This is a genomic window from Aneurinibacillus sp. REN35, from assembly GCF_041379945.2.
In the GTDB taxonomy this organism is placed as follows: Bacteria; Bacillota; Bacilli; order Aneurinibacillales; family Aneurinibacillaceae; genus Aneurinibacillus.
The window spans coordinates 113,316-138,635 of record NZ_JBFTXJ020000007.1; the positions used below are offsets into that span (position 1 = coordinate 113,316).

Annotated in this window: 23 protein-coding genes and 2 riboswitches; of the genes, 7 read left to right on the forward strand and 16 right to left on the reverse strand. The window is 45.7% G+C overall.

Translation table 11 applies throughout. The features are described 5' to 3' along the window. Nucleotides 1-2: 2 nt before the first annotated feature. From AB3351_RS14535 to AB3351_RS14570, 8 genes are all read right to left on the reverse strand, one after another. On the reverse strand, nucleotides 3-929 hold the full coding sequence (locus tag AB3351_RS14535) for a C40 family peptidase (protein WP_371147958.1): 927 nt from the start codon (nucleotides 927-929) through the stop codon (nucleotides 3-5). Continuing rightward, on the reverse strand, nucleotides 929-2,038 hold the full coding sequence (locus AB3351_RS14540) for a mandelate racemase/muconate lactonizing enzyme family protein (RefSeq protein ID WP_371147864.1): 1,110 nt from the start codon (nucleotides 2,036-2,038) through the stop codon (nucleotides 929-931). Before AB3351_RS14540 ends, AB3351_RS14535 begins: the two co-directional genes overlap by 1 nt. Before the next feature lie 144 nt (nucleotides 2,039-2,182). Continuing rightward, complete coding sequence (locus AB3351_RS14545) at nucleotides 2,183-3,820, reverse strand: peptide ABC transporter substrate-binding protein (protein WP_371147865.1); 1,638 nt, start codon at nucleotides 3,818-3,820, stop codon at nucleotides 2,183-2,185. A gap of 38 nt (nucleotides 3,821-3,858) precedes the next feature. Further along, the gene (locus tag AB3351_RS14550) at nucleotides 3,859-4,878 is read right to left on the reverse strand and encodes an ABC transporter ATP-binding protein (RefSeq protein ID WP_371147866.1); all 1,020 of its coding nucleotides are present in this window, start codon (nucleotides 4,876-4,878) and stop codon (nucleotides 3,859-3,861) included. A 6-nt stretch (nucleotides 4,879-4,884) separates the two neighbouring features. Next, nucleotides 4,885-5,802 (reverse strand): ABC transporter permease, encoded by a 918-nt coding sequence (locus AB3351_RS14555; RefSeq protein ID WP_371147867.1) that lies wholly within the window; start codon nucleotides 5,800-5,802, stop codon nucleotides 4,885-4,887. 1 nt (nucleotide 5,803) lies between these two features. Further along, nucleotides 5,804-6,736, reverse strand: a complete 933-nt coding sequence (locus AB3351_RS14560) for an ABC transporter permease (RefSeq protein WP_371147868.1) — start codon at nucleotides 6,734-6,736, stop codon at nucleotides 5,804-5,806. 175 nt (nucleotides 6,737-6,911) lie between these two features. Next, complete coding sequence (locus AB3351_RS14565; protein ID WP_371147959.1) at nucleotides 6,912-7,244, reverse strand: DUF3870 domain-containing protein; 333 nt, start codon at nucleotides 7,242-7,244, stop codon at nucleotides 6,912-6,914. Between the two features lie 171 nt (nucleotides 7,245-7,415). Beyond that, nucleotides 7,416-8,558 (reverse strand): serine hydrolase domain-containing protein, encoded by a 1,143-nt coding sequence (locus AB3351_RS14570; RefSeq protein ID WP_371147960.1) that lies wholly within the window; start codon nucleotides 8,556-8,558, stop codon nucleotides 7,416-7,418. A gap of 176 nt (nucleotides 8,559-8,734) precedes the next feature. Beyond that, a riboswitch (SAM riboswitch) is annotated at nucleotides 8,735-8,837 on the forward strand. A 128-nt stretch (nucleotides 8,838-8,965) separates the two neighbouring features. Between AB3351_RS14570 and AB3351_RS14575 the strand changes: the two genes are divergently transcribed. Together AB3351_RS14575 and AB3351_RS14580 are read left to right on the forward strand one after the other, a co-directional pair. After that, nucleotides 8,966-10,597 carry a sodium:solute symporter family protein gene (locus AB3351_RS14575; RefSeq protein WP_371147869.1) on the forward strand — a complete coding sequence of 544 codons (1,632 nt, stop codon included), beginning with the start codon at nucleotides 8,966-8,968 and terminating at the stop codon, nucleotides 10,595-10,597. Between the two features lie 36 nt (nucleotides 10,598-10,633). Further along, a complete protein-coding gene (locus AB3351_RS14580) occupies nucleotides 10,634-11,101 on the forward strand; it encodes an OsmC family protein (protein WP_371147870.1) in 468 nt (155 codons plus the stop codon). A 48-nt stretch (nucleotides 11,102-11,149) separates the two neighbouring features. Here the strand turns inward: AB3351_RS14580 and AB3351_RS14585 are convergent, their stop codons facing one another. Further along, nucleotides 11,150-13,471, reverse strand: coding sequence for an immune inhibitor A domain-containing protein (locus AB3351_RS14585; RefSeq protein ID WP_371147871.1), 2,322 nt, complete (start codon nucleotides 13,469-13,471; stop codon nucleotides 11,150-11,152). Nucleotides 13,472-13,695: 224 nt separating this feature from the next. Beyond that, a complete protein-coding gene (locus tag AB3351_RS14590; RefSeq protein WP_371147872.1) occupies nucleotides 13,696-14,988 on the reverse strand; it encodes an NCS2 family permease in 1,293 nt (430 codons plus the stop codon). A 139-nt stretch (nucleotides 14,989-15,127) separates the two neighbouring features. After that, nucleotides 15,128-15,229, reverse strand: a riboswitch (purine riboswitch). Between the two features lie 387 nt (nucleotides 15,230-15,616). On the opposite strand from AB3351_RS14590, the gene AB3351_RS14595 reads away from it, so the two are divergent. The 3 genes from AB3351_RS14595 to AB3351_RS14605 all read left to right on the forward strand — a co-directional run bounded on the left by AB3351_RS14595 (nucleotide 15,617) and on the right by AB3351_RS14605 (nucleotide 18,597). Then, entirely contained in the window at nucleotides 15,617-16,528 is a 912-nt protein-coding gene (locus AB3351_RS14595) for an SGNH/GDSL hydrolase family protein (RefSeq protein WP_371147873.1), read from the forward strand. Nucleotides 16,529-16,561: 33 nt separating this feature from the next. After that, on the forward strand, nucleotides 16,562-17,176 hold the full coding sequence (locus AB3351_RS14600) for a YpmS family protein (protein WP_371147874.1): 615 nt from the start codon (nucleotides 16,562-16,564) through the stop codon (nucleotides 17,174-17,176). Between the two features lie 608 nt (nucleotides 17,177-17,784). Continuing rightward, nucleotides 17,785-18,597, forward strand: a complete 813-nt coding sequence (locus AB3351_RS14605) for a VanW family protein (protein ID WP_371147875.1) — start codon at nucleotides 17,785-17,787, stop codon at nucleotides 18,595-18,597. Between the two features lie 115 nt (nucleotides 18,598-18,712). Here the strand turns inward: AB3351_RS14605 and AB3351_RS14610 are convergent, their stop codons facing one another. After that, entirely contained in the window at nucleotides 18,713-19,534 is an 822-nt protein-coding gene (locus AB3351_RS14610; RefSeq protein WP_371147876.1) for an STAS domain-containing protein, read from the reverse strand. A gap of 201 nt (nucleotides 19,535-19,735) precedes the next feature. Here AB3351_RS14610 and AB3351_RS14615 point away from each other — a divergent pair, with 201 nt between their 5' ends. Together AB3351_RS14615 and AB3351_RS14620 are read left to right on the forward strand one after the other, a co-directional pair. Continuing rightward, nucleotides 19,736-20,185 (forward strand): MarR family winged helix-turn-helix transcriptional regulator, encoded by a 450-nt coding sequence (locus AB3351_RS14615; RefSeq protein ID WP_371147877.1) that lies wholly within the window; start codon nucleotides 19,736-19,738, stop codon nucleotides 20,183-20,185. Further along, nucleotides 20,182-21,816 carry an MDR family MFS transporter gene (locus tag AB3351_RS14620; RefSeq protein WP_371147878.1) on the forward strand — a complete coding sequence of 545 codons (1,635 nt, stop codon included), beginning with the start codon at nucleotides 20,182-20,184 and terminating at the stop codon, nucleotides 21,814-21,816. The genes AB3351_RS14615 and AB3351_RS14620 overlap by 4 nt, the downstream gene beginning before the upstream one ends. Before the next feature lie 72 nt (nucleotides 21,817-21,888). On the opposite strand, the gene AB3351_RS14625 is transcribed toward AB3351_RS14620, so the two are convergent. The 5 genes from AB3351_RS14625 to AB3351_RS14645 form a co-directional block, all read right to left on the reverse strand. Next, nucleotides 21,889-22,308 carry a VOC family protein gene (locus tag AB3351_RS14625; protein WP_371147879.1) on the reverse strand — a complete coding sequence of 140 codons (420 nt, stop codon included), beginning with the start codon at nucleotides 22,306-22,308 and terminating at the stop codon, nucleotides 21,889-21,891. 201 nt (nucleotides 22,309-22,509) lie between these two features. After that, on the reverse strand, nucleotides 22,510-23,679 hold the full coding sequence (locus AB3351_RS14630; protein ID WP_371147880.1) for a cation:proton antiporter: 1,170 nt from the start codon (nucleotides 23,677-23,679) through the stop codon (nucleotides 22,510-22,512). A 247-nt stretch (nucleotides 23,680-23,926) separates the two neighbouring features. Next, nucleotides 23,927-24,208, reverse strand: coding sequence for a hypothetical protein (locus AB3351_RS14635; RefSeq protein WP_371147881.1), 282 nt, complete (start codon nucleotides 24,206-24,208; stop codon nucleotides 23,927-23,929). Nucleotides 24,209-24,387: 179 nt separating this feature from the next. After that, nucleotides 24,388-24,639 carry a DUF2164 domain-containing protein gene (locus AB3351_RS14640; RefSeq protein WP_371147882.1) on the reverse strand — a complete coding sequence of 84 codons (252 nt, stop codon included), beginning with the start codon at nucleotides 24,637-24,639 and terminating at the stop codon, nucleotides 24,388-24,390. Nucleotides 24,640-24,652: 13 nt separating this feature from the next. Continuing rightward, a complete protein-coding gene (locus tag AB3351_RS14645) occupies nucleotides 24,653-25,249 on the reverse strand; it encodes a PD-(D/E)XK nuclease family protein (protein WP_371147883.1) in 597 nt (198 codons plus the stop codon). Nucleotides 25,250-25,320 lie beyond the last annotated feature (71 nt).

Sequence of the window (25,320 nt, forward strand, 5' to 3'; positions counted from 1 at the left end):
CCCTACATCCAGTAACGGCGCGAGATACAGTGTTCGCGCTCATATTTGTAACCGCGCAGCGGAATGATTTCAATGGAGCGAAGCGTCTCCGGCGAATGGATCATCATTCCGTCTCCGGCATAGATGCCGACATGGTGTACGGCTCCTTTGCCTTCTTCACGCGCAAAAAACAACAAATCACCCGGCTCAAGTTCCGCTGTCGGAATCGACCATCCGTACTGCGCTTGATCCGAAGCATCACGCGGAATTGTAATGCCCTGCGAGCGGTGCATGGAATAGGCAAAGCCGGAACAATCGTAGCCGAAAGAGGATAGCCCGCCCCATAAATACGGAAGATCAAGAAACATACGGCCTGCTTCCACGATACGCTGACCTGCCAGAGCATCCTTTCGTTCCTTGCCATCCGTCACTATCACATCCATTGCACGCAGCATCTGCTGTCCAATCGGTGTAGACACCGTTACCCACTCCTCATTATGTGACAGAACAGGCAGACGAGTCTGGAAGCTTACGATATCTCCCTGCCGATACGGATCATGATAAAGCCTGGCTTTTGGCTGTGTTACAACTGCCCACACTCCACGCTGTGTTGTACACACATATTCTTCACTTTCCGCTAATTGATGGCGCGGCATCCAGCAGGGATAGCCCCTCTCATCCTTATGTGAACGCTGATCTTGAATCGCAACCTTCACCCAGTCACCGTACTCTTCCAAAACCTCGACAATGGTCCCATACAGCGCTTGTGTCTGAATAAGGTTCCGATCATGGAATTCGAGTTTATCTTCTATGCTCATGCCGGAGAGCCAGCCCGCAAGGTCAACGGGATTGCTAAGCGCAGGCTCATCCATCGCACGCGGCGAGTCATACTGCGTCCAGCCTGTGGCCGCCGTAACTGCTACAATCAGCTTTTGTCCGCTTGTCTTCATCACGATACCTGCCCCACTCCCTCATTTGTGCTCAACGAAAGACCTTCAATACCAAGGCCCGGACGCTCAGGCAGCGTCAGCAATCGCCCCGTATACAAGACCCCTCCATTAATTACATCCTTTGCCATCATCAACGGTGCATCAAAGTCAAAACGAGTGATATTCTTCTTACTCGCAGCAAAATGGGCGGCGGCTGTAACAGATAGTCTTGATTCAATCATGCTGCCCACCATGCACTCCACGCCGCATTCCTCTGCCATGTAGTTAATCATCTGCGCTTTATAAATACCGCCTGCTTTCATCAGCTTGATATTAATAAGATCGGCAGCCCGACGCTTCAGTACTTCGAATGCCTGCGTCGGAGAGAACACGCTCTCATCAGCCATGATCGGCGTAGCCACCGCGTCCGTAACAGCCTTCAACCCATCTAGATCATGCGCCTTTACCGGCTGCTCTACCAATTCGATGTCAAGCCCCATCTCTTCCATCTTGCGGATGGAACGAATAGCGTCTTTCACCTGCCAGCCTTGATTGGCATCAAGACGAATTTTCACCTGATCACCAATCCGATTTCGAATCGCTTTAATGCGGGCGATATCCTCCTGAATGTTGTCTTTGCCGACTTTAATCTTCAACACATTGAATCCGGCAGCGATATAGTCGGCGGCATCATCTCCCATTTCTTCCGGTGAATTGACGCTGACCGTATAATCGGTCTCTATTTGATTACGGTAGCCGCCAAGCAATTGATAGAGCGGAAGCCCGCAGTGTTGTGCGAGTATATCATACAGCGCCATATCAAGTGCCGCCTTCGCACTGCTGCTGCCTACCATAGACTGATGAATCGTCTGGAAAACCTTCTCATGTGAAAGCAAGCTTTGACCGATAAGCTGAGGACGCATCACATTCAGAATAGCCGATTCGATGCTATCCAGACTGTCGCCCGTAATCACGACCGTCGCCGGAGCCTCTCCCCACCCTATAAGCCCGCTTTCAACCGTCACTTTTACCAGGATGGATTCTGCATTTACCACAGTGCGTAATGCGGTCTTAAAAGGTTTCTTCAACGGAGTTACCTGCCGGGTTACTTCTATGTTCCGAATGATCATTGTCTTGCGCCTCCCTATCCTTGCGTTCATATACTATATGAACTTCTTGCTGTGATGCCCCTTCCCCGCTTTTAGCAGCATACGGGGAGGATGCTGCGGGCAAAAAAAGGGCGGTCCGCCTGCGGCGGACGCCCCTCCGCTATCCTATTTGATGTCTGCCCATTTAAAGTCAATATAGCCAAAGGCGTGGCGCACAACACCGTCTACCTTATCGCTTTGCAGGTATGCTAAGTTGTAGTAGTAGAGCGGAATGATCGGTGCTTCATCCATTAAGATTTTCTCTGCTTCCTGCATAAGTTTATAACGCTTTGCATCATCCGCTTCGTTGTATGCATCCTTAATGAGTTTATCGTACTTTGGATTGCTCCATCCGGTACGATTCATGCTATTTCCTGTTTGGAACCCGTCGAGGAAGTTGATCGGATCGGCAAAGTCAGGCAGGAAGGAAGAACGAGACATCATAAGCTGACCTTTTTTCTGTTCATCCTGAAGCACTTTCCATTCTTTGCTTGTTACTTTGATATCGACGCCAAGCACTTCTTTATACATTTCCTGCATCGCCTGTGCGATTTTTGGATGGGTACCGCTGTTATTATACACAAGCGTAATCTCAGGAAGCTTGGTGTAGCCTTTTTCCTTCATGCCTTGCTCAAGCAGCTTCTTCGCTTCGTCTGGATTAAATTTAATTAGCTCACCGCTCACATCGCGGAAATCACCGCCGGACGGATCTTTAAAGCCGTAGGAGACAAAGCCTTTCGCAGGTTTTTCTTTTCGTTTGTTGACCAGATCGACAATCTTCTGACGATCAAGCGCCATCATGAAGGCTTTGCGGATATTCACATTGTCGAATGGTTCTTTCTTTACATTAAGACGATAGAAATACGTACCTGCTCCATCCTCTACTTTAACTTTGTTCTCTGCAAACAACTGGTCGCTTAAATCAGCAGGCACTGTGGTTGTCGCATGCAGATCACCCGTTTGGTATAACTGATATTCCGTATTGTTATCGTTGATCATTTTCCAGGTTACACCAGCAAGCTTGACGTTTGCTGCATCCCAGTACGTTTCGTTTTTCACTGTCTTAATCTCGCTGTCATGCTTCCATTCACTGATTTTGAACGGTCCATTGCTAACGAAGGTACTGCCTTCTGCCGCCCAGTTCTTGTTGGCTTCTGCCGTCTTTTTGTGTACCGGGAAGAACGCCGGGTTAGCCAGCATGTTCGGCAGATAAGAGGCCGGATTGATCAGCGTTACTTCCAACGTTTTCTCATCTACCGCTTTAATCTTGACACCTTCAGCCTTTCCCTTGCCGGAGTTAAATGCTTCAGCACCCTCGATCACATAGGTAAGCGGCGCTGCCTGTGAAGCGGTTGCCGGATCGATCATTCGCTTCCACGCATATTCAAAGTCTTGTGCAGTCACAGGATCACCGTTCGACCACTTCACACCGTCACGAAGAATAAACGTATATTTCTTTTTATCATCAGATACTTTCCATTCTTTAGCCATCGCAGGTTCCGGATTCTGGTCCTTGCCGAGACGGGTCATCCCTTCCATCAGGTTATTGAGAATGTCATACGAGCGCTGATCGAAGCCGATCGGCGGGTCAAGAGAGGTAGGTTCTTCGATGTTGTTATACATTAGAATTTTGGCTTGCTGTTCCTTCTTGCCTTGGGACGCATCCTGCTGCCCCGGTGCAGCTGTATCGCTTGACGAACATCCTGCTGCAAGCAGTCCGAACGCCATCGTACAGCTAAGCAATACCGTTGAAAGCTTTCTCACACTGAATCCCCCTTTTATATAGAAAAAATTGAACTACCTCATCCAATGGCCTTGTCGGACTGCGGCTGTACTTTTCTCGCACGCGGATCCGTAAGCCAACAAGCTACCTGATGACGCTCTCGTACAACTGTCGTCTCGGGCTGATATTTCCCGCAGACTTCAAGCGCATGCTCACATCGGGCGGCGAACGAACAGCCGATTGGTGGAGCAAATAAATCCGGCGGTGTACCAGGAATGGAGCGAAGCGGCACTTCTCGATCCGAGTCAAGCCGCGGCATCGAATCAAGCAGTCCTCTTGTATACGGATGCTGCGGATTGTAGAAAATATCCCGCACCGGACCGGATTCCACTACCTGGCCTGCATACATTACATTGACGCGATGAGCGATCTTTGCCACGACACCAAGATCATGTGTAATAAGGATGATCGAGACGCCGGTTTGCTCCTGCAGACGTTTAAACAAGTCAATAATTTGCGCTTGAATCGTTACGTCGAGCGCTGTCGTCGGCTCGTCAGCGATCAGAATCTTCGGGCGGCATACAAAAGCAATCGCAATCATAATTCGCTGCCTCATGCCGCCGCTAAATTCATGAAGGTACTGCTTAAGCCGACGCTCGGGATTTGCGATTCCCACCAGCTTCAGCGTCTCGATGGCTTGGGTTTTTGCCTGCTGACGCGACACTTTCTGGTGGCGGATGATGCCCTCCATGATCTGCTCACCAATCGTAATCGTTGGATTGAGCGCCGTCATCGAATCCTGAAAGATCATCGAAAGCTGTGATCCCCGCAGCTCGCGCATCTGCTTCTCACTCATCCGCACCAAATCCCTGCCTTCAAACAGGATGCGTCCATCCGTAATGCGGCCGATATGTTCGGGAATCAGCCGCATCACGCTTCGCGCGGTTACACTCTTCCCACAGCCTGATTCGCCGACAACAGCAAGCGTCTCCCCTCTGTTAATCGCAAAGCTTACACCACGGACAGCTTTCACTTCTCCGCCATGGGTTTGAAACGAAACACGGAGGTTCTCCACTTCTAGCAATGCTTCCTTCTCCATCGTGCGTCATCTCCTCTGTTTCGGATCGAATGCATCCTGCAATCCATCACCAAGCATATTAAAAGCAAGCATAGTAACCGAAATAAAAAATGCCGGGAAGAACAGGCGCCACCAATGACCGGATAGAATGGTTGGAAGCGCATCATTGGCCATCACACCCCAACTTGCAAGCGGCGGCTGTACTCCCAATCCGAGAAAGCTTAGGAATGCTTCCGCAAAAATGGCGGATGGAACGGTAAAGGTAAGCTGTACGATAATAATGCCAAGCGTATTCGGCAATAGATGCCGCCGGATGATGTACCACGGCTTTGCCCCCATGGTCCGAGCAGCTAGTACGTACTCTGAATTCTTTAGCTGTAGCACCTGCCCCCGAACCAGCCGCGCCATGCTAAGCCATCCGGTGGCGCTTAGCGCAATAATAATTGTCAGAAGTCCCGGCCCCATGACCACCATAAGAAGAATGACAATGAGCAGGTACGGAACCCCGTATAAGATATCGACAATACGCATCATGATATTGTCTGCTCTGCCACCTAGATAACCGGAGATTCCTCCATAAATAATGCCGATAAAAAAATCAATCAACGCGGCCATTACGCCAATAAAGAGGGAGATTTTAGCCCCGAATAAAATCCGGGCATATACATCTCGGCCTAAATCATCCGTGCCAAACCAATGTTCAGCGGAAGGAGCCTGATTCCCCTGCAAAAGCGACTGCTTCGAGTAGCTCTGATCGGTCAGCAGCGGACCGAAGATAGCAAGTGCGGAGACGAGCAGGATGACGACGAGTCCAAGCATTGCCAATTTGTTTTTACGCAGGCGCAGCCATGCATCCTGCCAATAGGTCAGCCGTGGACGCACCATTGCCTCGGCCGCTCCCGTATCCTTTTTCATCGGGACGAATAAATCATTGGGTACCGCCATACTACCCCTCCTTCCTATGCAGCTTAATCCGCGGATCGATGATGCCGTATACTACATCGACAAGGAACATCAAGAATACAAGCAGCGCACTATAGAAGACCGTCGTTCCCATAATCACCGCATAATCGCGGTTATTAATGCCATCGACGAAATACTTACCCATGCCAGGAATTGCAAAAATCTTCTCAATTACAAAGCTGCCTGTCAAAACATTGGCGAGCAAAGCGCCTAAAAGCGTTACGACCGGAAGCACTGCATTGCGCAGCGCATGCTTAAATATGATCACGGCAGGCGATAATCCTTTTGCCCTTGCTGTCTCAATATAATCTTGATTCAACACTTCAATCATATTGGCCCGTGTCATCCGGGCAATTAGCGCAAGAGGTCCTGTTGCCAGCGCTAGCGCAGGAAGCACCATATGCTTCCATGTTCCCCATGAGGCGACAGGCAGCAGCTTCCACTCAACTGCCACATATTTAATTAATAGCGTGGCGACAATAAAGTTCGGCACCGCTATACCGATAACCGCAAAGACCATCGCCATATAATCAATCAGTTTGTTATGCCGCAATGCGGCCACGGTACCAAGTGCCACCCCGGATATAATGGCAAAACCAAGCGCAAACATCCCTAATTGGAAGGAGACAGGGAAACCTCGTTCAATCATGTTGTTAACGGTATCCGGATAATGCTTAATCGATGGCCCTAAGTCCAGCATGACAAGCGACTTCAAATACAGCACATATTGGACGCCAAGCGGCTTATCTAGGTTATAGTGCGCCATCATGTTCTGCAGAACAATCTCATTCGTCTCCTGTCCATCCCGCTGGAACGGCGAGCCGGGAACCATATGCATCAAGAAAAATGTCGCCGTAACAATAAGCCACAACGTAATGATCATGGAGATGAATCTCCGCAGCAAAAACGACCCCATTTCCTCACCTCCGCTATTCACTCTGAATGAAATTCTCAATACAAAAAACCCAGCAAATGAAAAGCACCGCGACGTCTATCGCACTCATCATCTGCTGGGTTTTATTTACGTGTATGTATGCATACGGATAAATAAAGCAGCGCCTACTATTCAGTTGTACAGATATGCATCACTCTTACGATACAGACTCTGTATTCGTCTTAATTGCTTTATACTTCTTCTGCGCATCCTTATAAGCCACAATTAATGCCTTCTGTGATGAACCGTGATAACGGCGGCGAATCTCACCTGCCATCGCTTCTGTCTCCCATATCGTGCGCCCTACAAAGATTGAGCGCACAAAATCAGATGTAAGCGGAATGGTAGATGAACAGCCCGCGTCAATAATCTTATCGCTGCGGCAATCAATCACCAGCCCAATAAAAAACGCATTATACTGCTGGGTGATCGGATTGTTAATCGACGATTGCGCATCGCCTACGATATAGATAGAATCGGCATCATACAGCACAGAAGTCCTCATTTCTCCGCTATACGGCCAGGCTCCCCGGGATGTCCAAAGGAACGCTTCAGACGACCGGCTTCCTGCATAGCGGCGACTAGTTCTAGGCTTAATTTTAACAGAAAATAATGTATTTTGTAAATAATACAATTCGGATTATTTGTCTATATTTTCTTTCTATTTGGTATACAGTGTTCGACAGATTTCTTCTTCCGCCGTAAAAAAAGCCCCGCCTTTTCGCTGGATAAGTCCATTCATAAGATAAATCACACCTCGTTTTGCCTCCTTGTCAAAATACATACCAGAGAGAAGCCCGTATGCATCTCCTGCATGTCCGATGAGCAATCGATTCGGCACCAGATCTTCCGTAATATGAAAGTTCAATCCCGATTTGCAAAAGAAACGATCCGCTGAATGACCGCTCCACTGCACACTATGCATCTGCTTGCATGTTCCCTGCTGCAAGATACGTACACCATTCCATGCGCCGTCATGCAGATGCGCCAGCATGAACCTGCTCAAATCGGACGCATGCGTACGCACACCGCCCTGCGGTCCGAAGATGGAACCGTTTGTTCCGGGTACATAGCGGCTGTAATCAATGCTCGCTGGCTTAATACCCCGGTACTCATCCATACTCGCATGGAATGCTTTCTTCTCTTCATCGTATTCATACAAGACCGCAATCCTGTCCATCTGCTGGTAATCCTGAATCGCGAAGCTTGTATCCTTCATGCCAAGCGGTGTAAAAATATGTTGTTGGCAATACAGATCAAAGCGCTGGCCTGATTGTTTTTCTATAATGGTTGCAAGAATGATAGCGCCCAGATTCGAATATTCGAACCGCCCGTTATCTTCCGGCGGGTACGCCCCCCAGAGATCTTCCGTATAATAACGCCCTTGCGGGAGTAAAAGCTCTCGTAGGTCCAACATAGGCGGGTTCTCACTTCGGGAAGCGATTACAAAATCAACATACACATCCTGTAAACTAGATGTATGCGTCATCAATTGTCGCAGCGTAACAGGGTGTTCAGGATAGCCAGGATTACGCAGCTTATATCCTACATACTCTCCCACCTCCCTATCAAGATCGCATAAGCCTTGCTCAACAAGCTGCATGAGCGCGGTTGCGGTGATTGTCTTGGAAATCGATGCTGCCCGAAACACCGTATCATGCGTTACCGGTATTCGTCGGTCGTAATCCGCCCATCCATAGCTGCCACGCCAGCATATATCCTGCCCTTGCACTACAGCCGCAGATAGGCCGATTACTTGATGGGCAGCCATAATTTCTTTTATCCGTGCATCCACTCGCTTCATCTCCACCTTTCTTTTCCCAATAAAAATATGAGATGCTCCTAAGCTAGCACCTATTCAACCTATAAATTACCATATTATTTGATGCTCAGAGAAAGTAATTTTCAAAAAACAAATTCCTTATTGACATATCGGAATAATACATTTATGATTAGACACAACTTCATATCCACGATCATTTCTTATCCAGAGAGACTGAGGGATCTGGCCCAATGACGTCTCAGCAACCTGTCTTATACAAGGTGCTACCTCCAGCAGAAGCTTTATTCTGGCAGATAAGAGGAACGAATGCATGCAACCATCCTCTTCTCTTGTGAGAAGAGGATTTTTTATTGTCGAGAAGCAGTGCATGGAACTCTTATCAACGTTAAACCAAGTAAACCTATATACAAAAAAGGAGTGTGAACACAATGACAACGGTTGGATATTGGTTTGTGTCTTTAGCTGTCGCCTATACGGTTCTTCTTATTTCCATCGGCCGAATTGCCCGTAGAAAAGCAGCCGGCGGCAGCGGATATTTCGTAGGCGGCAGGAATTTTACTACACTATTCGTAGCAGTATGTATTACAGGCTTATTCTCAGGGTCTTCTTTCATCTCTATTATTGAGCTCTCTTATCTCAAAGGGGTATCTGCCGTGTGGTACGGTGTAGCTGAAACGCTGCAAGTACTGCTCATCGCTACACTACTGATCGCCCCTTTCCGTAAAAAACTTATCATTACTGTATCCGGATTGATCGGTGATCACTTTGGCCGCAAAGCACGGGCGCTTGGCGGTGCCATTACCGCTTTTGCCTTCCCGATGTGGTCGGTAGCCACAGCGTTAGCCTTCGCTTCGGCGCTCCATGTATTTACCGGTATTTCCTTACTCGTTTCGGTAGCACTGACAGCTGTATTGCTGTTTGCATATCTGCAATTTGGCGGTATGTGGGCCATCGGCTACACACAGCTACTGAATACGATCGTCTTCTATATTATGCTTGTCATCGGCTTTGCGGCTGTACTTATTTATCCGGGAATTGACGGACTTAAGGAATTTGCGGCAGCCAAACCGCACATGTACTCTCCTGCGGGTGCAGGCATTCAGACGATTGTAGCCTGGTTCGGTACGTTTCTCGTCAACGTCGTATTAGCACAAGCAGCATTCCAGATGGCACTATCATGCCGTACACCAGAAGAAGGGAAACGCGGCCTATTATGGGCAGCCGTTCTTGGCATCCCGCTCATCATCGGAGCGGTTGTCTTTGGCTTGGCAGCAGCAAGCGTGATTCCAGATGAGACGCGTGGGTTGATTGCCATTCCACAGTATTTGATGCAGGCCCTGCCGGCACCGCTCGTCGCTTTATTCTTCCTCGGCTTCTGGGCTTGTGCGTTGAGCTGGGGCGCACCCTGCCAGTTCTCTGGGGCCACAAGCCTTGGCAAAGACGTCGGGGAAGCCATCCATCCAGGACAGAGCGAGCAGACATACATCCGCTATACGAAATGGTCTCTGGCAGCCCTTACGGTACTAATGGTCATCTTCGCCTCACTGCGGGCCGAGCAATCCGCATGGTGGAACGTTCTTGCCTGGGTCACACGCAATTCCGCAACATTCGCACCCGTCGTTGCAGCGCTGTTCTGGCCGCTCGCTACACGACGTGCTGTACTTGCATCTATGGCAGCAGGTACATTCACCGGTCTGCTCTGGTATTATTTGAGCGGCTGGCAGATTAGCAGCTTTTTCTTGAACACACACCCTGTATGGCCGGGCATGATCGCCAATATGCTAACACTCATACTCATAACGATTGCAGAGAATAGCGGCCGCATCACCTGGAACCTGCACACGTCACGCAGCGCACTTGGCAGGATATGCCTCGCTACAGGTATTGTATTCGTAGGAATAATCAGCTTTGCTTTTTCCTGGCTCTATCAAACAGGATTATTGGGATTGTGCCTGTTTATCGTAGTAATTAGCGCCTTCTTCACGCTGATGACATTCACATCCGCTAAAGATCCGGAAGCAATGTATACACAAGAAGTTAAAAAGGCTTCGGCACAATAACCAAGTCTAGTAATAGAAGTAAGGAGGAATTATATAATGACAACAACCAAAGAAAACGACGCAACAAAAGAGATTCGAAAAGTACGCGCCCAAACAGAATGGGTACATGGTTTTGAAACGGTACAGCATATACGTGACTTCGCCTTCACCATCGACGAGCCGGAGAAAATCGGCGGTACAAACAAAGGGCCGACTCCGCTCGAATATGTGCTCGGTGCTTATAACGGCTGTCTGCAAGTTGTCATTGAGACGATTGCCCGTGAACTTGGCGTGCATATTGTAGCAATCTCCTTATACAGCGAAGGTACAGTAGATCGGCGCGGTATGTTCGGAACAGCCGATGTCTCTCCTCATTTTCAACAGATTCGCACTACTATAGAAATAGAGGCAGCAGGCAAGGAAAAACTCGAAGAACTCAAGAAAAAGCTGTACCAACGATGCCCGATGTACAACTTAATCAAAGACGCAGGCATTGAACAGGAAATCATTTGGAAAGTCAAATAAGAAAAGGGGGCCGGATCATACATCGCGGCTCCCCTTTTCTTATCCAAACTACTTAAATAATCTTATTGATCCTGCTGAGTTGTCTTTCGCCTCTCCCGTCACTTCGAATTTCAAGCCATGCTGCGGGATCAGACGCCCCGCATCCGGGATGGACGAGTCAAGATACGATTGTGCATCATTAAATGTTCTAACCCCTGCAAACCCTGGTGAAACAATCGTACCCCAGCGAGCGCTTGTATACTCCCAAGCAGGTGCTTTATCGAAGGAGAAAGCGGCATCCGCAATCTGATAACGCGTTGAATTTGCCGTCGTCTTCTGGCCATCCGCATTGAAATACAACACATTATGAGCATGCGAATCCACTACTCCGAGGAAACCTTCTCCCGGATGTGCACCTACCCAATTGTCTGTATGACTCTCATCTGCATACCAGACCAATAGACCCGTATTGTATTTAGCTCCACGTGCATAGGCCAGCGCCCTGTCAGCTCCGGCATAGTTACGCCACTCCAACAAATAATAATTCTTAGCAAGACTCTTACCGTTCGAGCGGACAAAACCATCCAATTCAAACTTCGGTGCTTCTTCGGCATCATCACTGAACACCACCTGTTCGTCCACTGTCAATACCGCACGATCCAGCAGGAATCCGTTTAATGCCAACCCACCATCTGTTATATAGTTAAAGCGCAGTTTTACTTTTTGGCCTGCATAAGCACTAAGATCAATCGTCTCATCAACCCAACCATGCGTATCGTCATCGTATGCCGCGAGGTTGGTCCATGTCTGTCCACCATCCGTACTGGCATCAATATACAAGTAATCATAGCCCGTCTCGATCTGTCGGTACGCTTTGTATTCAAATACTGCCGTCTTCGCATCAACCAGATCGAATTCCGGTGAATACATTGCCGTATTCAAATCATCTCCCTTTGTACTAAAGTACGAATACGCTCCTTCAAACGGCGCTACTCCCTGCACTTCTTTATCCGGTACATTTACCTTTATCATACCTGGCCGCTTTGATTTGGTTACGCTTTGATCAATAACCGTCCTCAAGCCCCGTGAGGTGATATCTTCAGCATCTACTTCCTTTATGTTAGCCCAGTTGCCGCCCATCGTTGTTTGAAAGAATAGCTTATTCTGTGGGCTGAAGCTTGTCGGTGCCGTACCCGCGATCTTACCTGCCCAGCTTCCTCCACTCATAATTGACCAGACGCCCACCGGCTCACCCTGTCCGCTATACTGCGTATCATATTCATCAGGAAGACCTAGATCATGACCGAACTCATGTGCAAATACGCCGGTCGCTCCATCTTCCGGTTCAATCGTATAATCGTATGCCGCCATCTGTCCGCCCCAATTCGGACTGTTCGATATCGTATTCGGCACTGCATATACTCCGTCAAGCGTCCAACGATGCGACCAGATTGCATCATCGCCAAGCTGGCCTCCGCCGGCCTCTTGTCCCGTTCCGGCATGAATAATCATTAGATGATCAATTAGCCCGTCCGGTTCATTCAGATTTCCGTCTCCATCCAGATCATATTGGTCAAAACGATCATACTCAGCTAGATTAATACCGCTTGCTACCGCTGCATTGAGCGCATCTTTTACCAAATCACGCGGACCCTTTGGCTCTAAATTATCCTGCCCGCGGCTCGGATCATCATCGCCATACTCCTTGGCCATACCTGGCACAGTTAACCATTCAGACACCGTACCATCTACGGTATAACTTCCTCCTGACTGCTCTTGGTAGTACTGCTTAAGCGTCTGAACCTTAGAGCCGTCAAACAAGGTAAATTCTTTATCCCCAAACAGCATCTCCTGATAGTGCTGACGGCTGAAGTCATCAGCATACATATAGCCCGGCTCCTGTTCCACGCTGTTATGTTTAAAATCAGGGAACTCTGCCAGAAGCACCAATACCTTATCCTGACGTACAGGTCCGCTGTATCCCGCTTTTTTAGCAGGCGTCACATTGGAGCCATCATGCTTCATTTTTTCTTGTTTATTCATTTTGTCTTTAAACTTATTTTTTTGCTTGGTAAGAAACTTTTTGGCTTTCTTGTCCATTTCCGTGACGGTTGTATGCGGCTGCTTTGCTTTACTTCCCGCCTTCTTTTGTATGTACGCTCGAACCGTGCGATTTATCTCTGCCTGTGAAGCTTGCGGTGAGATGATTCCTCTTTTTTGCAGCCCTTTTGCCAGCCTGTCCTCGTTTATTATCGCAAAATCAATGGCAGGCTGTGCGACTCCCTGAATAACCGCCTCCACCTGCTTCGCCTGCGCGCTAAATGAAGTCGTGCTGAGCAGTGAACCAGCCAGCATAAGCGATAATACACAGCCAATCGTTTTTCGTTTCATTGTAAGCGTACTCCCCTTCTCTTTTCCATTTCTAATTTTCAGTAAACTAATACTACATAGATTTCTACAAAAGAGAAATAGGTCTAGTAAATTACTTTCATTTTTGTTTTTTTCCTTCCTAGGTACGCATAACTAGGAATTTGTTGGAAAATGGAGCTGTTTTCTTAAAATAAAAACACAGCCGCCTATAAAAGCAGCTGTGTTCTCAAACTTATTATTCTTAATTATACGTAAGCAAAATAAGCGATAAAGATAACCGCTAAACCGTACATAATCGGATGAACGTCACGGCCCCGTTTTAATGCCAGCATCGTAATCGGATATAGAATAAAACCAAGCGCAATGCCAGTTGCAACGCTGAACGTGAGCGGCATCATAATGATGGTGACAAAGGCAGGAATCATAATATCGAGACGGTTCCAATTAATATGGCGGATTTCAGACGCCATCATTGCGCCAACAATAATCAATGCCGGTGCCGTCACTTCCGATGTGACAACAGAAAGAATCGGCGAGAAGAACAGAGCCAGTGTAAAGCAAGCCGCGATAACAACCGATGTAAAGCCGGTTCGGCCGCCTACCGCAATGCCTGCTGATGACTCGATAAATGAAGCCGTCGTAGACGTACCAAGCACAGAGCCGATCACAGATGCAGAGGAATCGGCAAGCAGCGCACGTCCCGCATTCGGAATTTGATTATCCTTAATAATACCGGCCTGACTCGCTACCGCAATCAGCGTACCTGCCGTATCGAAGAAGCCCACGAACAGAAACGTAAAGATAACCGCTAAAAGCTCCGGCGTAAATACATCCGGCAGGTGCTCGAACGCGACGCCAAATGTCGGCGCAAGACTTGGGATGGTTCCCACAACGTTAGAAGGAACATCAATCAGGCCAAAAATCATACCTACAATTGTAGAGATGATCATCCCGTAAAAAATACCGCCCTGTACATTTCTGATTAACAATACCATGGTAACGATGAATCCGAACAGCGCAAGCAGTGTCGGTGCCGCCTTCAGATTACCGAGCGAGACAAATGTCGCATCACTCTTCTGTATGATCCCGGCGCTTTTCAAGCCAATAAAGGTGACAAAAAAACCGATGCCCCCGGCAATTGCGTATTTCAAATCCTGCGGAATGACATTGATGATCTTCTCCCGGATTTTTAACACGCTCAGAATCACGAATAGCACACCAGACACAAATACGCCGGTCAGTGCAGTCTGCCACGGAATTCCCATGCTGATTACAACCGAATAGGTAAAGAATGAGTTCAATCCCATGCTTGATGCAATCCCGATTGGATAGTTGGCAAGAAGCCCCATCAACAGCGTTCCTAGAATGGCCGTCAAAGCGGTAGCAGTAAATACCGCGCCTTTGTCCATACCGGATTCACTCAGTACAATCGGATTTACTACAAGAATATAGGCCATCGCCAAAAACGTGGTAATACCTGCGACAGTTTCTTGTCTGTACGTTGTCTCCCTTTCCTCAAAAGCAAAAAACTTCTTCATTATCATGTCCTCCAGCCGCGTCTCCCTGCATAAACCAAAAAAGCTCCAGCAAGCCGTCTACGGCTTCGCCAAAGCTTCTGAATAACAAAGGATACGGAAAATGAGGCAGCAACATACAGAGTAGACTGTAGTATTCGCAGTTTTCAACGCAATCCTCTGTAGTCAAGCTTTTTACGGAAGCTCGGTAGAGACGTGCGGGCCATATTCCCGAACATATACAAGGACTTCAATCATGTTTTATAAATGTATGGAGACAAATGTACCAAGAACACGAACGTTCGTCAATACAAGATAGAAAACACGAAACATTAAAAAAACGGTCAGGATATATCCTCAAAAACACTGAACACACAACCCAATTAAAATTCAAACAATGAAACCTCCCCATAGAGACGACTTGGTCACATATTCGGTACGTAATCCGTTCAGTTCCCTCAATGATCGCTTCTCTTTCAGCATACTTTCGCGCATTTCTTGCCACAAGCTCGGAAATATTCATTCTCCTCCCCACCTTCTTGAGACATACATAGTGCTCTGTTTCTTATATATAAGAAGGGGGTAGTAGAGGCTTGAGATTATTCCGACCCTGGCGGTACGATACTGTTAACAAGAATTAGGTGTGAGTGCATTGAAAAAGATACGAATCGGACTTGCAGCAGCAGGCGTGGCCGCATGTGTGCTCTCCATCGCTGCGATGGTGTTAAAACAACCTACACAGCCTGCCAACTCGTCCGCTGCTTTATCCCATACGAATAAACAAAGCGACATTCCCCTCTCCACCCAACCAGCTATGCGGCAGTATACGAAGCAGGCGGCCCCACCTGCCGCAGAAGTCAAGCAAAAGGTGATTCAGGTGATCGAGAGTGCGCAGGGACTGGCGCTTAAAAAAGATATTAAAATTGTTGCGCTCGGCGACTCCTTGACGCAAGGCGTAGGAGACGAGACGAATGAAGGCGGATATGTCGGCATCATCAAAAACACGTTAAAAAATAATAAGAATCAAAGCCACATTTCAGTGGAAAACTTCGGAAAAAGAGGGAATCGAACCGATCAATTGCTTGAGAGAATCGAACAAAAAAAAATTACGTCCTCCATTCAGGACGCCGATATTATACTCATTACAATCGGTGCCAATGATGTGATGAAAATCGTTCGCTCCAATTTTAACCATCTTACCTATGAAGACTTTGTTAAAGAACAGGTGAACTACCAAATCCGGCTTCAGCATGTCATTGAACGTATACACAAAAAAAACCACAACGCTCATATTTATTTGCTTGGTATCTACAACCCGTTCGATAAATACTTTGGTGATATTAAAGAAATGGATCTTATTATCGCAGATTGGAACCGAATCGGCGCACAGGTGATTAGCCGATACGATCGTGCTACATTTGTTCCGATTCAAACCATCTTTCAAAAACCAAAAGAAAATCTATTATATGAAGATAATTTTCATCCGAACGAAATAGGATACAAGCGCATGGCTGAACGGGTACTGCAATATATCAAACCCGAAATCGAAAATCATAGCCGATAACTAGCACACTAGAACGAAAGTAGGGACTGACCCATGATAGACAGACAAAATAAAGAAAACAACTGGAAACGCTGGTTTTTGGTCCTGCTCGGGATCAACCTTTTTATACTCATCGGAATGATCTGGCTGATTTTTGCTCCTGCTTCGCAATCCGATCTTCCTAACATGGAAAATACGAAGCAGAACGAAGCTGAATTTACCGTCTCCTCCACCAAGCAGAACGTAAACCAGCTAATCAGCAGCTATCTCGCAACATTACCGAAAAATAAGGCACTTCACTATTCGCTTACCCTTAAAGATGATGTTGAACTGCAAGGAGCGGTTTTTGCCTTCAACCGTAAAATTCCGCTTACTGCGACATTCGAGCCGCTTGTACAGGAAAATGGAGATCTTATTCTGCGGCAGAAATCACTCGCACTAGGCAAGCTAGAACTCCCGAATAAAGCGGTGCTTGCATATGTGCGCGACAACTATCCAATGCCCGAGTGGGTGAAGGTTGATCCGGTAAAGGAGGATATCTATGTAGCCGTAACGAAAATGGAGACAAAAAGCAACTTTAAGATTAAGGCAAAGCAAATTGACCTTGCACGTGATCAGCTCGTCTTCACGTTTACCGTACCGAATGATGCTTTGAACTTTCAAAAGTAACAGTTCCTTGCTCCTTTGGATTATGAGTATATGATTTCGTCATAAGTTTTTGCAACCTTATGCCTGCCGACCCGTATGTAAAAGTGTACTATCCCCTTTATTCCCACCCCTACTGTTGACAGCCTGTAGGGGTATTTTTTTATCTATTAGAAAAGAATCAGCAAAAACATGGACATAAAACCCATATCCCAGCCGAATCCTATTACCATAGAAGCCTTTTATGGAAAGGGAGAAAGAAAAATGAGGGTATACGGTAGCAGAAAATGTGACGAGTGTCTCCAAAAATATGACTGGGTAGGTTCATTAGATAATCAAATAAGTATAGAAACACAAAACCAAATTCTCCGAAATCGGTATTTACAATTCGCTAAATTCTCCCATCTGCAGATGAACACATACAATGTACATGCTCGATGCCCCTACTGCAAAAAAATAAATGAATTCAGCTATATAAGCTTATCTTTTGACCATAACAGGGAAAGCAACGAAATGCGATTGGGCCTGGCTATGATCTAACCATACAGCCTAGGTAACTCATACCTCGGCTATCTTCACAGCACAAATCAATTATAGTATAATACATGGAAAAATTATACAGGTGAAAAGAGATGAAAACGTTACAGCCGATAAAAAGAAGTCCACTTCGCATCTATGCAGGCAAAAAGTTCTACCGCTTAAAACGATATGTAGAGTGGTATCTAAGCGGGAAACGCTATGCCACCCAAAAAGAACAAACCACATTGCTTTATGTAATGTATACACATGAGACTCCCTTGCTTCGTGAACTGAAAGATGTGGACATGTGGCTGCAGCATAATAAGGTAACGAACCTCAAAATCGCTTCACAGCGACTCAATCACCTCATTATCAAACCTGGCGAGACGTTCTCTTATTGGCGCCTTCTCGGAAATACGACCAAGCGAAAAGGATATGTCGATGGCATGATTCTGTTCTATGGCAAAGTTACAACCGGAATCGGTGGAGGACTGTGTCAGTTGTCCAATCTGATCTATTGGATGACGCTGCATTCGCCGTTAACAGTTACTGAAAGATATCGACATAGCTATGATGTATTTCCCGATTCAAAGCGAAGCCAGCCGTTCGGAAGCGGAGCAACGTGCGCGTATAACTATGTGGATTTGCAAATAAAGAACGAAACAAACCAAGCCTACCAATTAATTGTCTATGTAACAGATACACATCTGGTCGGGGAATGGAGAACGGAGAACCCGGCAACAAGAACATATGAAGTATACGAGAGGGAGCACCGCATCACACATGAATACTGGGGTAGTTATGTACGCCACAATAAAATTCATAGAAAAGTATACAATCTTAGCAATGAACTAATTGATGACGAGTTTGTTACAGAGAATCATGCGATTATGATGTATGAACCACTGCTAGAAAATAAAACCTAACAATATTTGATGATAAAGAAAAGGAAGGCTGTCTGCACTGCCTTCCTTACCAACTTAATTTATACGCATATAATCAAGGATTTCCCATTCTTCATAATTATCCGTGCTATGAAGCTTATTTATTCTGCATACTTTCCAATGCCTGCTTCACATTTGCATACGTCTTAATAGATGACAGATCAATTCCGCCGCTTACAACCGTCTGAGCGATTTCAGGGCGGATTCCCGTTACGATTGTATGAATTCCTAATATGCGAAGCACCGTTTCAATCTTAAACAAGTAATGGGCAATCGCTGTATCAATCGTCGGAATACCGGAAAAGTCCACAATAAGATGCTCAATCTTTAGTTCGGTAATTTTGGGTACAACCTTCTCTAAAATATATGTAGCTCTATAAGAATCAATGGAACCAACCAACGGCAGAACTGCAATAGTCTCTTCAATTGGCACAATCGGTGCTGATAACTCCGCCATTTCTCTTTGCGTCTCTTTCATAATCTTATATCTAAGACGCTCAAATGCAAAAACGGTTTCATTCGCACTTATATCCAGCATGAAGTTAATTCGCTTGATAATAGAGACCGTCTCTTCTACAGAAAGCCCATATTCTACACTCAACCGGGTCACACGTTCGGCAAAGACTATGCGGGTGGACGGGTAACGAACAATGATATCAGAAATTCTGCCCCCTGAAGATGCTTCGCGTTCCCCATTCTTTTTGCTCCAAGCAATAAGGTCATCCGGAATCTCTTCTTCCTCACAAGCTGCCGTTTTCCCCAAAAACGCCAAAAACTCTACATACATGGTGATGGCTTGTTCTTTTTCCCATTCCGGAATGTGTAAATTCATCCTGTCAAGAACACCTTCAACGATTTCAACAGCCAAAGATTGCGCATGTTCAATTAAGTAGTTCGTCACTTTAGATATCGAGCTCATTGTTTTCTCCACACCCTTAGTTCTGTGATGATTAAATTATACCCCAAATTCGTAAAAAGGCATGTCCATAAAACACATTCACATTCAACAGAAAACATGTAGTTGACGTAAATACGTACTACATTATATACTCATAAATACTTTAGCGGGTAAATATTATATGCGGTATATAATTAACAAAGCTAACCAGGAGGAATAAAGATGCCTGACCAAAATAACCGAACTGATTTTGAAGAATTGTATCTACAGGTGCAAAGGAAAGTTGCCGCTGAATGGCATAAGCGCTTAGATCAGCTTATTTCCGGATCGCAGTCCATGATTCTGCGAATGCTTGAGGTAAGCGGACCACAAAAAGTCTCTACATTAGCAGAACGATTGTGCATCACACCGGGAGCTGTTACCAGCCTTTCTGATAAATTGATTTCCTGCGGTTATGCTACCAGGAAAAGAGATACCGTTGATCGCAGAGTAGTCAATCTGGAGATTACAGAGAAAGGGCGCACAATATTGCGGCAGTACAGAAAAGAGGTTAAAAGCACGGTAGAGTATTTTTTCGCGGGTCTATCTGATGAAGATATCGATCACTTAACACGTATCTATCAACAGGTGCTGAAGAATATTGATACACAGAAAGAGGAATACACCGAATGACACACCTAACGGAAAAGAAAAAAATCACGATTATGATTGCTCTGATTGCCTCCTTGTTTTTTGCGGCGATCAATCAGACTATTATCGGAATCGCTATGCCACGTATTATCGCTAAGCTGGGCGGCATGGAATATTACTCTTGGGCGATTACGATTTATTTGCTGACATCAACCGTCGCTTCCGTATTGGTAGGAAAGCTCTCCGATATTTATGGGAGAAAGCCTTTTATCCTTACCGGTATTGGATTGTTTATGCTCGGCGCACTTCTGTCCGGCTTTTCTGCTGATATCTTTCAACTCATTACGTATCGGGCCATTCAAGGTGCCGGCGCAGGTATTATCATGTCAACCGTCTTCACAGGAATTGGAGATTTATACGAACCGCGAGAGCGTGCTAAATGGACCGGAGTAATGAGTGCGGTCTTTGGCATATCAAGTGTAGCCGGCCCCTTAATGGGAGGCTACATTGTTGACCATCTTGATTGGCATTGGGTATTTTGGATCTTCCTGCCGCTTGGTATTATCGCCTTTATGCTCATCTTAATCAATTTTCCACAGGTGGAACGCCGCAAGGATGAATCGGTTGATTATTTGGGCTCACTCTTCCTAACACTAACCATTGTGCCGATGCTCCTGGCCTTTTCATGGGTCGGGGATGGAGCTGGCAAATATGCGTGGGATTCATGGCAAATCCTCGGCTTATTTGCAGGCACTATTTTGTCTTTGCTCCTTTTTATCTGGATTCAAACGAAAGCAAAGAGTCCGGTTATGCCGCTCGGATTATTTAAGAACAGTATTTTTACCGTCTCCAACCTGGTTAGCTTCTTCATGAATGCCGGAATGATGGGAGCCATCATTTATGTTCCCTTCTTTGTCCAGGGAGTAAAGGGAATTTCCCCAACAATTGCCGGATATGTAGCCATGCCGATGTCGATTGCGATGCTGATTACCTCCGCCCTTTCCGGACAGTTCATGTCCAAAACAGGAAAGTATAAACGAATGGCGATTATCGGGTTGATAATCATGACCATCGGTATGGTCTTTATGTATTTTATGGATCCTGCCACTCCAATTTATCTATTGATTCTCTATATGATTATATTGGGCTTAGGGCTTGGCGTTGCGATGCCCGTATTCTCACTCACCGTACAAAATGCTGTCGCTCCGCAGCAATTAGGCGTAGCCACAGCAACCTCACAGCTCTTCCGCAACCTCGGCGGGACGATCGGAATTTCTGTGATGGGAAGCTTAATGAGTGCGAGCATTGCAAAGAAAATGACGCAGCTATCAACAGAACTGGGGCAAAATGCAGCGGCTGCACCGATGAACCCTGCTTTAGCAGAGAAGCTGGCTTTATTCCAGAATCCACAAAACCTATTGGATCAGCCTAAGATAGAGGCAGCGCTACAAAGCCTGCCACCAGAATCGCAAACTTTATTTATGAACATGCTGGATCTCATTCGTGGGGCGCTAAGCTATGCCATAACCACCACATTTTTGGCTGGTGCGATTGTAGCTGGCGCTGCGGTGCTGATCGCATTATTCCTAAAGGAAATCCCACTGCGTTCTAGTAAAGGGACAGATCAAAAAGCAGTACAGTTCAAGTCAGACGGTGCTTCTGAAACAAACTAAACACATAAGCAGCAAATGGCACCTGCTCGGCATATATGTACGAGCAGGTGCCATTTTTATCAATATACGCCCTTACATAGGATGAACAGTACTCTGATCCATATACATGACTTCCCACAGATGACCGTCTAGATCCTGAAAGCTCCATCCATACATGAAATCACCCTGACTAAACGGTTCATTGGAAGCCTTTCCCCCGGCTGCTAGCGCCTTATTAACGATCTCATCTACTTTTTCCTTGCTCTCGGCAGACAGCGCTATAATAACCTCTGTCGTTTTTGTTGCATCAGCAATTTCTTTTTTGGTAAATGTTTTGAAAAAAGGTTCAACCAATAACATGACAAAGATATGCTCACTGATAACCATACACGCTGCATTTTGATCAGTAAATTGAGGGTTGAATTCAAAACCGATTTTAGTAAAAAACTCGACAGACTTATCCAGATCTTTAATCGGCAAATTAACAAAAATCTTCTCCGCTGTAACTGCCATACTAGATCACCTCGAATGTAAAATTGTCATGCATATGTAAACCTCATCTCCAATTACTACTTATTCTAGCACGAAGGATATAAAGAGATTTCTTATCGATTGCTATCTTACAATTACCGCTAAAAACAAGAAAAAAGGGACTGTCCAGAAAGTCGACTTTTTGACTTTTGGATGCCCCTTTTAATGGTGAATGATCATGCTCTATAAAGTTACTCGCGCATTCTCTTGATTTTCATCGGCTTGGCTCTTTGCTTTAAAAAATCTTTTCATCATCGGCGGAGTTACGATGGTTGTAACGAGAATGACAACAACAAGCACTGCAAACATATCCTGACTCAACAGCTTAGATTCTAAACCAATCGCTGCAATAATCAAGGCTACTTCCCCACGAGACACCATAGCTGAGCCAATCCCAAGTGAGCTATTCCAAGAGAACCCGGCTGCTTTGGCACCAAACGTACCCCCGATTAATTTCGTTAAAATAGCCAAAACGCTCAAGGCAACAATCAGCCATAAATTTTCTGTAATTCCGCTAAATTGAGCGGAAACACCGATCGAGGTGAAGAATACCGGCACAAATATAGAGTAACTAATGGTTTCCACCTTTTCAACTACTTCATTCTTGTAATCGGTTAAGCTAATAGCAACCCCTGCAATATACGCTCCGATGATGGCCGCAACGCCTGTATATTCTGCTAAATACGCATATACAAAGCAAATAATCAATGCAGAGGAAATCACCGATTCCGTTACTTTTAATGGCGCAAATTTCTTAAGGACCCATGGAACAATCTTCCATCCGATAAGTATGGCTCCTGCGAAGAACAATACTTTCTTCAGTACAACCATACCCAGGTTGACATCTCCACCAGCCATACTCATCAGGAATGCCAACGCAATGATAACCAAAACATCATCAATAACAGCTGCTCCTAATATGGTTGCCCCCTCACGGGAATTCAATTTATTCATCTCTTTAAGAGCTTGAACCGAAATACTAACACTTGTTGCGGAAAGCAATAATCCTAAGAACAACGCCTCTATAGACGTAAGATTCAGCATAATTCCAGCAAAATACCCCAAAGCCAGAGGCACAACAATGCCGGTAACCCCTACATATGCCGAAGCTTTTCCCGTCTTTTTAAACTCGTCGATATCCGTTTCCAGTCCCGCAATAAACATAAGCAGTATGACACCGATTTGGCTAAATTCTGTTAATATTTCCGTGTCATTCACTAATCCCAGTACGGAAGGTCCGAGTACAATCCCAATCAAAAGCTTACCAAGAACAGAAGGCTGTCCCAGCCTTACGCTGATATCCCCAGCGATTTTAGATGCGATTAAAATAATAGCTAATTGAAGTATTAGCACAGACATTCCACCTTTCTTTTGTTTATTTTTTTGTTTGCTGTGCAAAAAAACACAAAAGGAGCCCGTCTACCAAGGGACATACGAATCCCTTGGTGACAGACTCCTCCAAAAAAAATTACTCATAATCATATGCATAAACCTACGTATTATTATTACATACGGTGTAAAAAAGAAAAAGTTCCAAATTAATTAAATTTATTTAAATTAATTTCCGTATAGAATAATACTACCCTATACGGAAATGCTATTATAGATCTTTTGCGATATGGGGCTTGCTGTAATGGCTGGTTCCCCCGCCACCTACCAGGATTCTTCCCCCACGGTTAAAAATAAGCAGCTTCCTTGCACCGCCTGAAAGCAGCACGACCACCCTCGCATTATTTCTTGTAGCCACATACACAACATACCCGCTTTCAGAAACAAATGTGCGCCAGTTTCTGTCGAACTCAGAACGCAGCACTCGGCTTGAATATACCTGATTTTCCACTCTTGTTGCCCGTACGTTTGGCAATGGTATTTCGCCTCCCATAAATTAGTGACTTCCATACCATTGTATGTGGAAAAGCTATATTCGCTTGGACAACTGTTACTAGACAATACCCATTTTTTAACGCGAAAAAACTCGTTGTAATCTTATCCTTTCCTTCTCTCACCCTTTTCTTTTATACGTTGACGCCAGCCTCAATGACGTACTAAACAATCTTGTGCTTATCTTCTTTCCACTGCTGCACGCAGTGCATAGATCTCTTCTTCGAGGGACGTATACTGCTGCTGAATGACATGACTGGCATCATGCAGCGCCTGATTATAAATCAGCGGGGCAGCCTGATTTACTATGAAGTCGAATAACTGTTCCGCTTCCAGATTCCCTATCGTCTCTCCTCTTTCCTCACTAAAATAGCGCTGGAGCTGAGCAATCATCGCATCCTTTTCTTCCCGTGGTATCTTCTTAATCAGCATGAGCGAGCCTCCCTTATATTTGTTGATCCTTCCATACGTCCGTCAACAGCGCTCTTCCTACACCGTCCGGACTCTCGCTATCCTTCCAGTAGATCATAACACCGGCAGGCGGATTGGTTATATCGAGCTTCCGAATCAGCTTTTTGTTTGCTTCCTCCGGATAATAAAATAAATTTTTCTCCATTTTAAACGGACTGTTCACACCATAATGTCTACGGTTGCGGTCATTTACGATATAGGAGTTATCAAAATTCGCATTCTTAATGATCAGTCCGGATGCCGCTTGAATTTTGTCCTTTACCCAGCGTTTCAACTCCTCATGTTCAATATCTGTACCGATGTCTACCGCATCATAGAAATCCTTTATGTATTGAATCACCGGCTTTCCATAATCCGACTTCTCATTCGATAAATCCCTCACCCTGTTATTATAAAGCAGCTCTTTATAGTGTTCTTCGTTTCGTAAAATCATGGGAGATAAAAAGCGTTCCACAAACCGCGATCCCAGTCCAGGATTCTCATTTGGATCAAGTAAATACGCTAAAAATGAACTCACATTCGGCTCGTTGATTGAGCCGTCATTTGAAGAAAGAACTTTAAAAATATTCATCTCACGCTACCTCTTTTTTATGATGTATATGTATATCCTCTTAATCTCTGTTCCGCTGGCTGAGAAAGCTC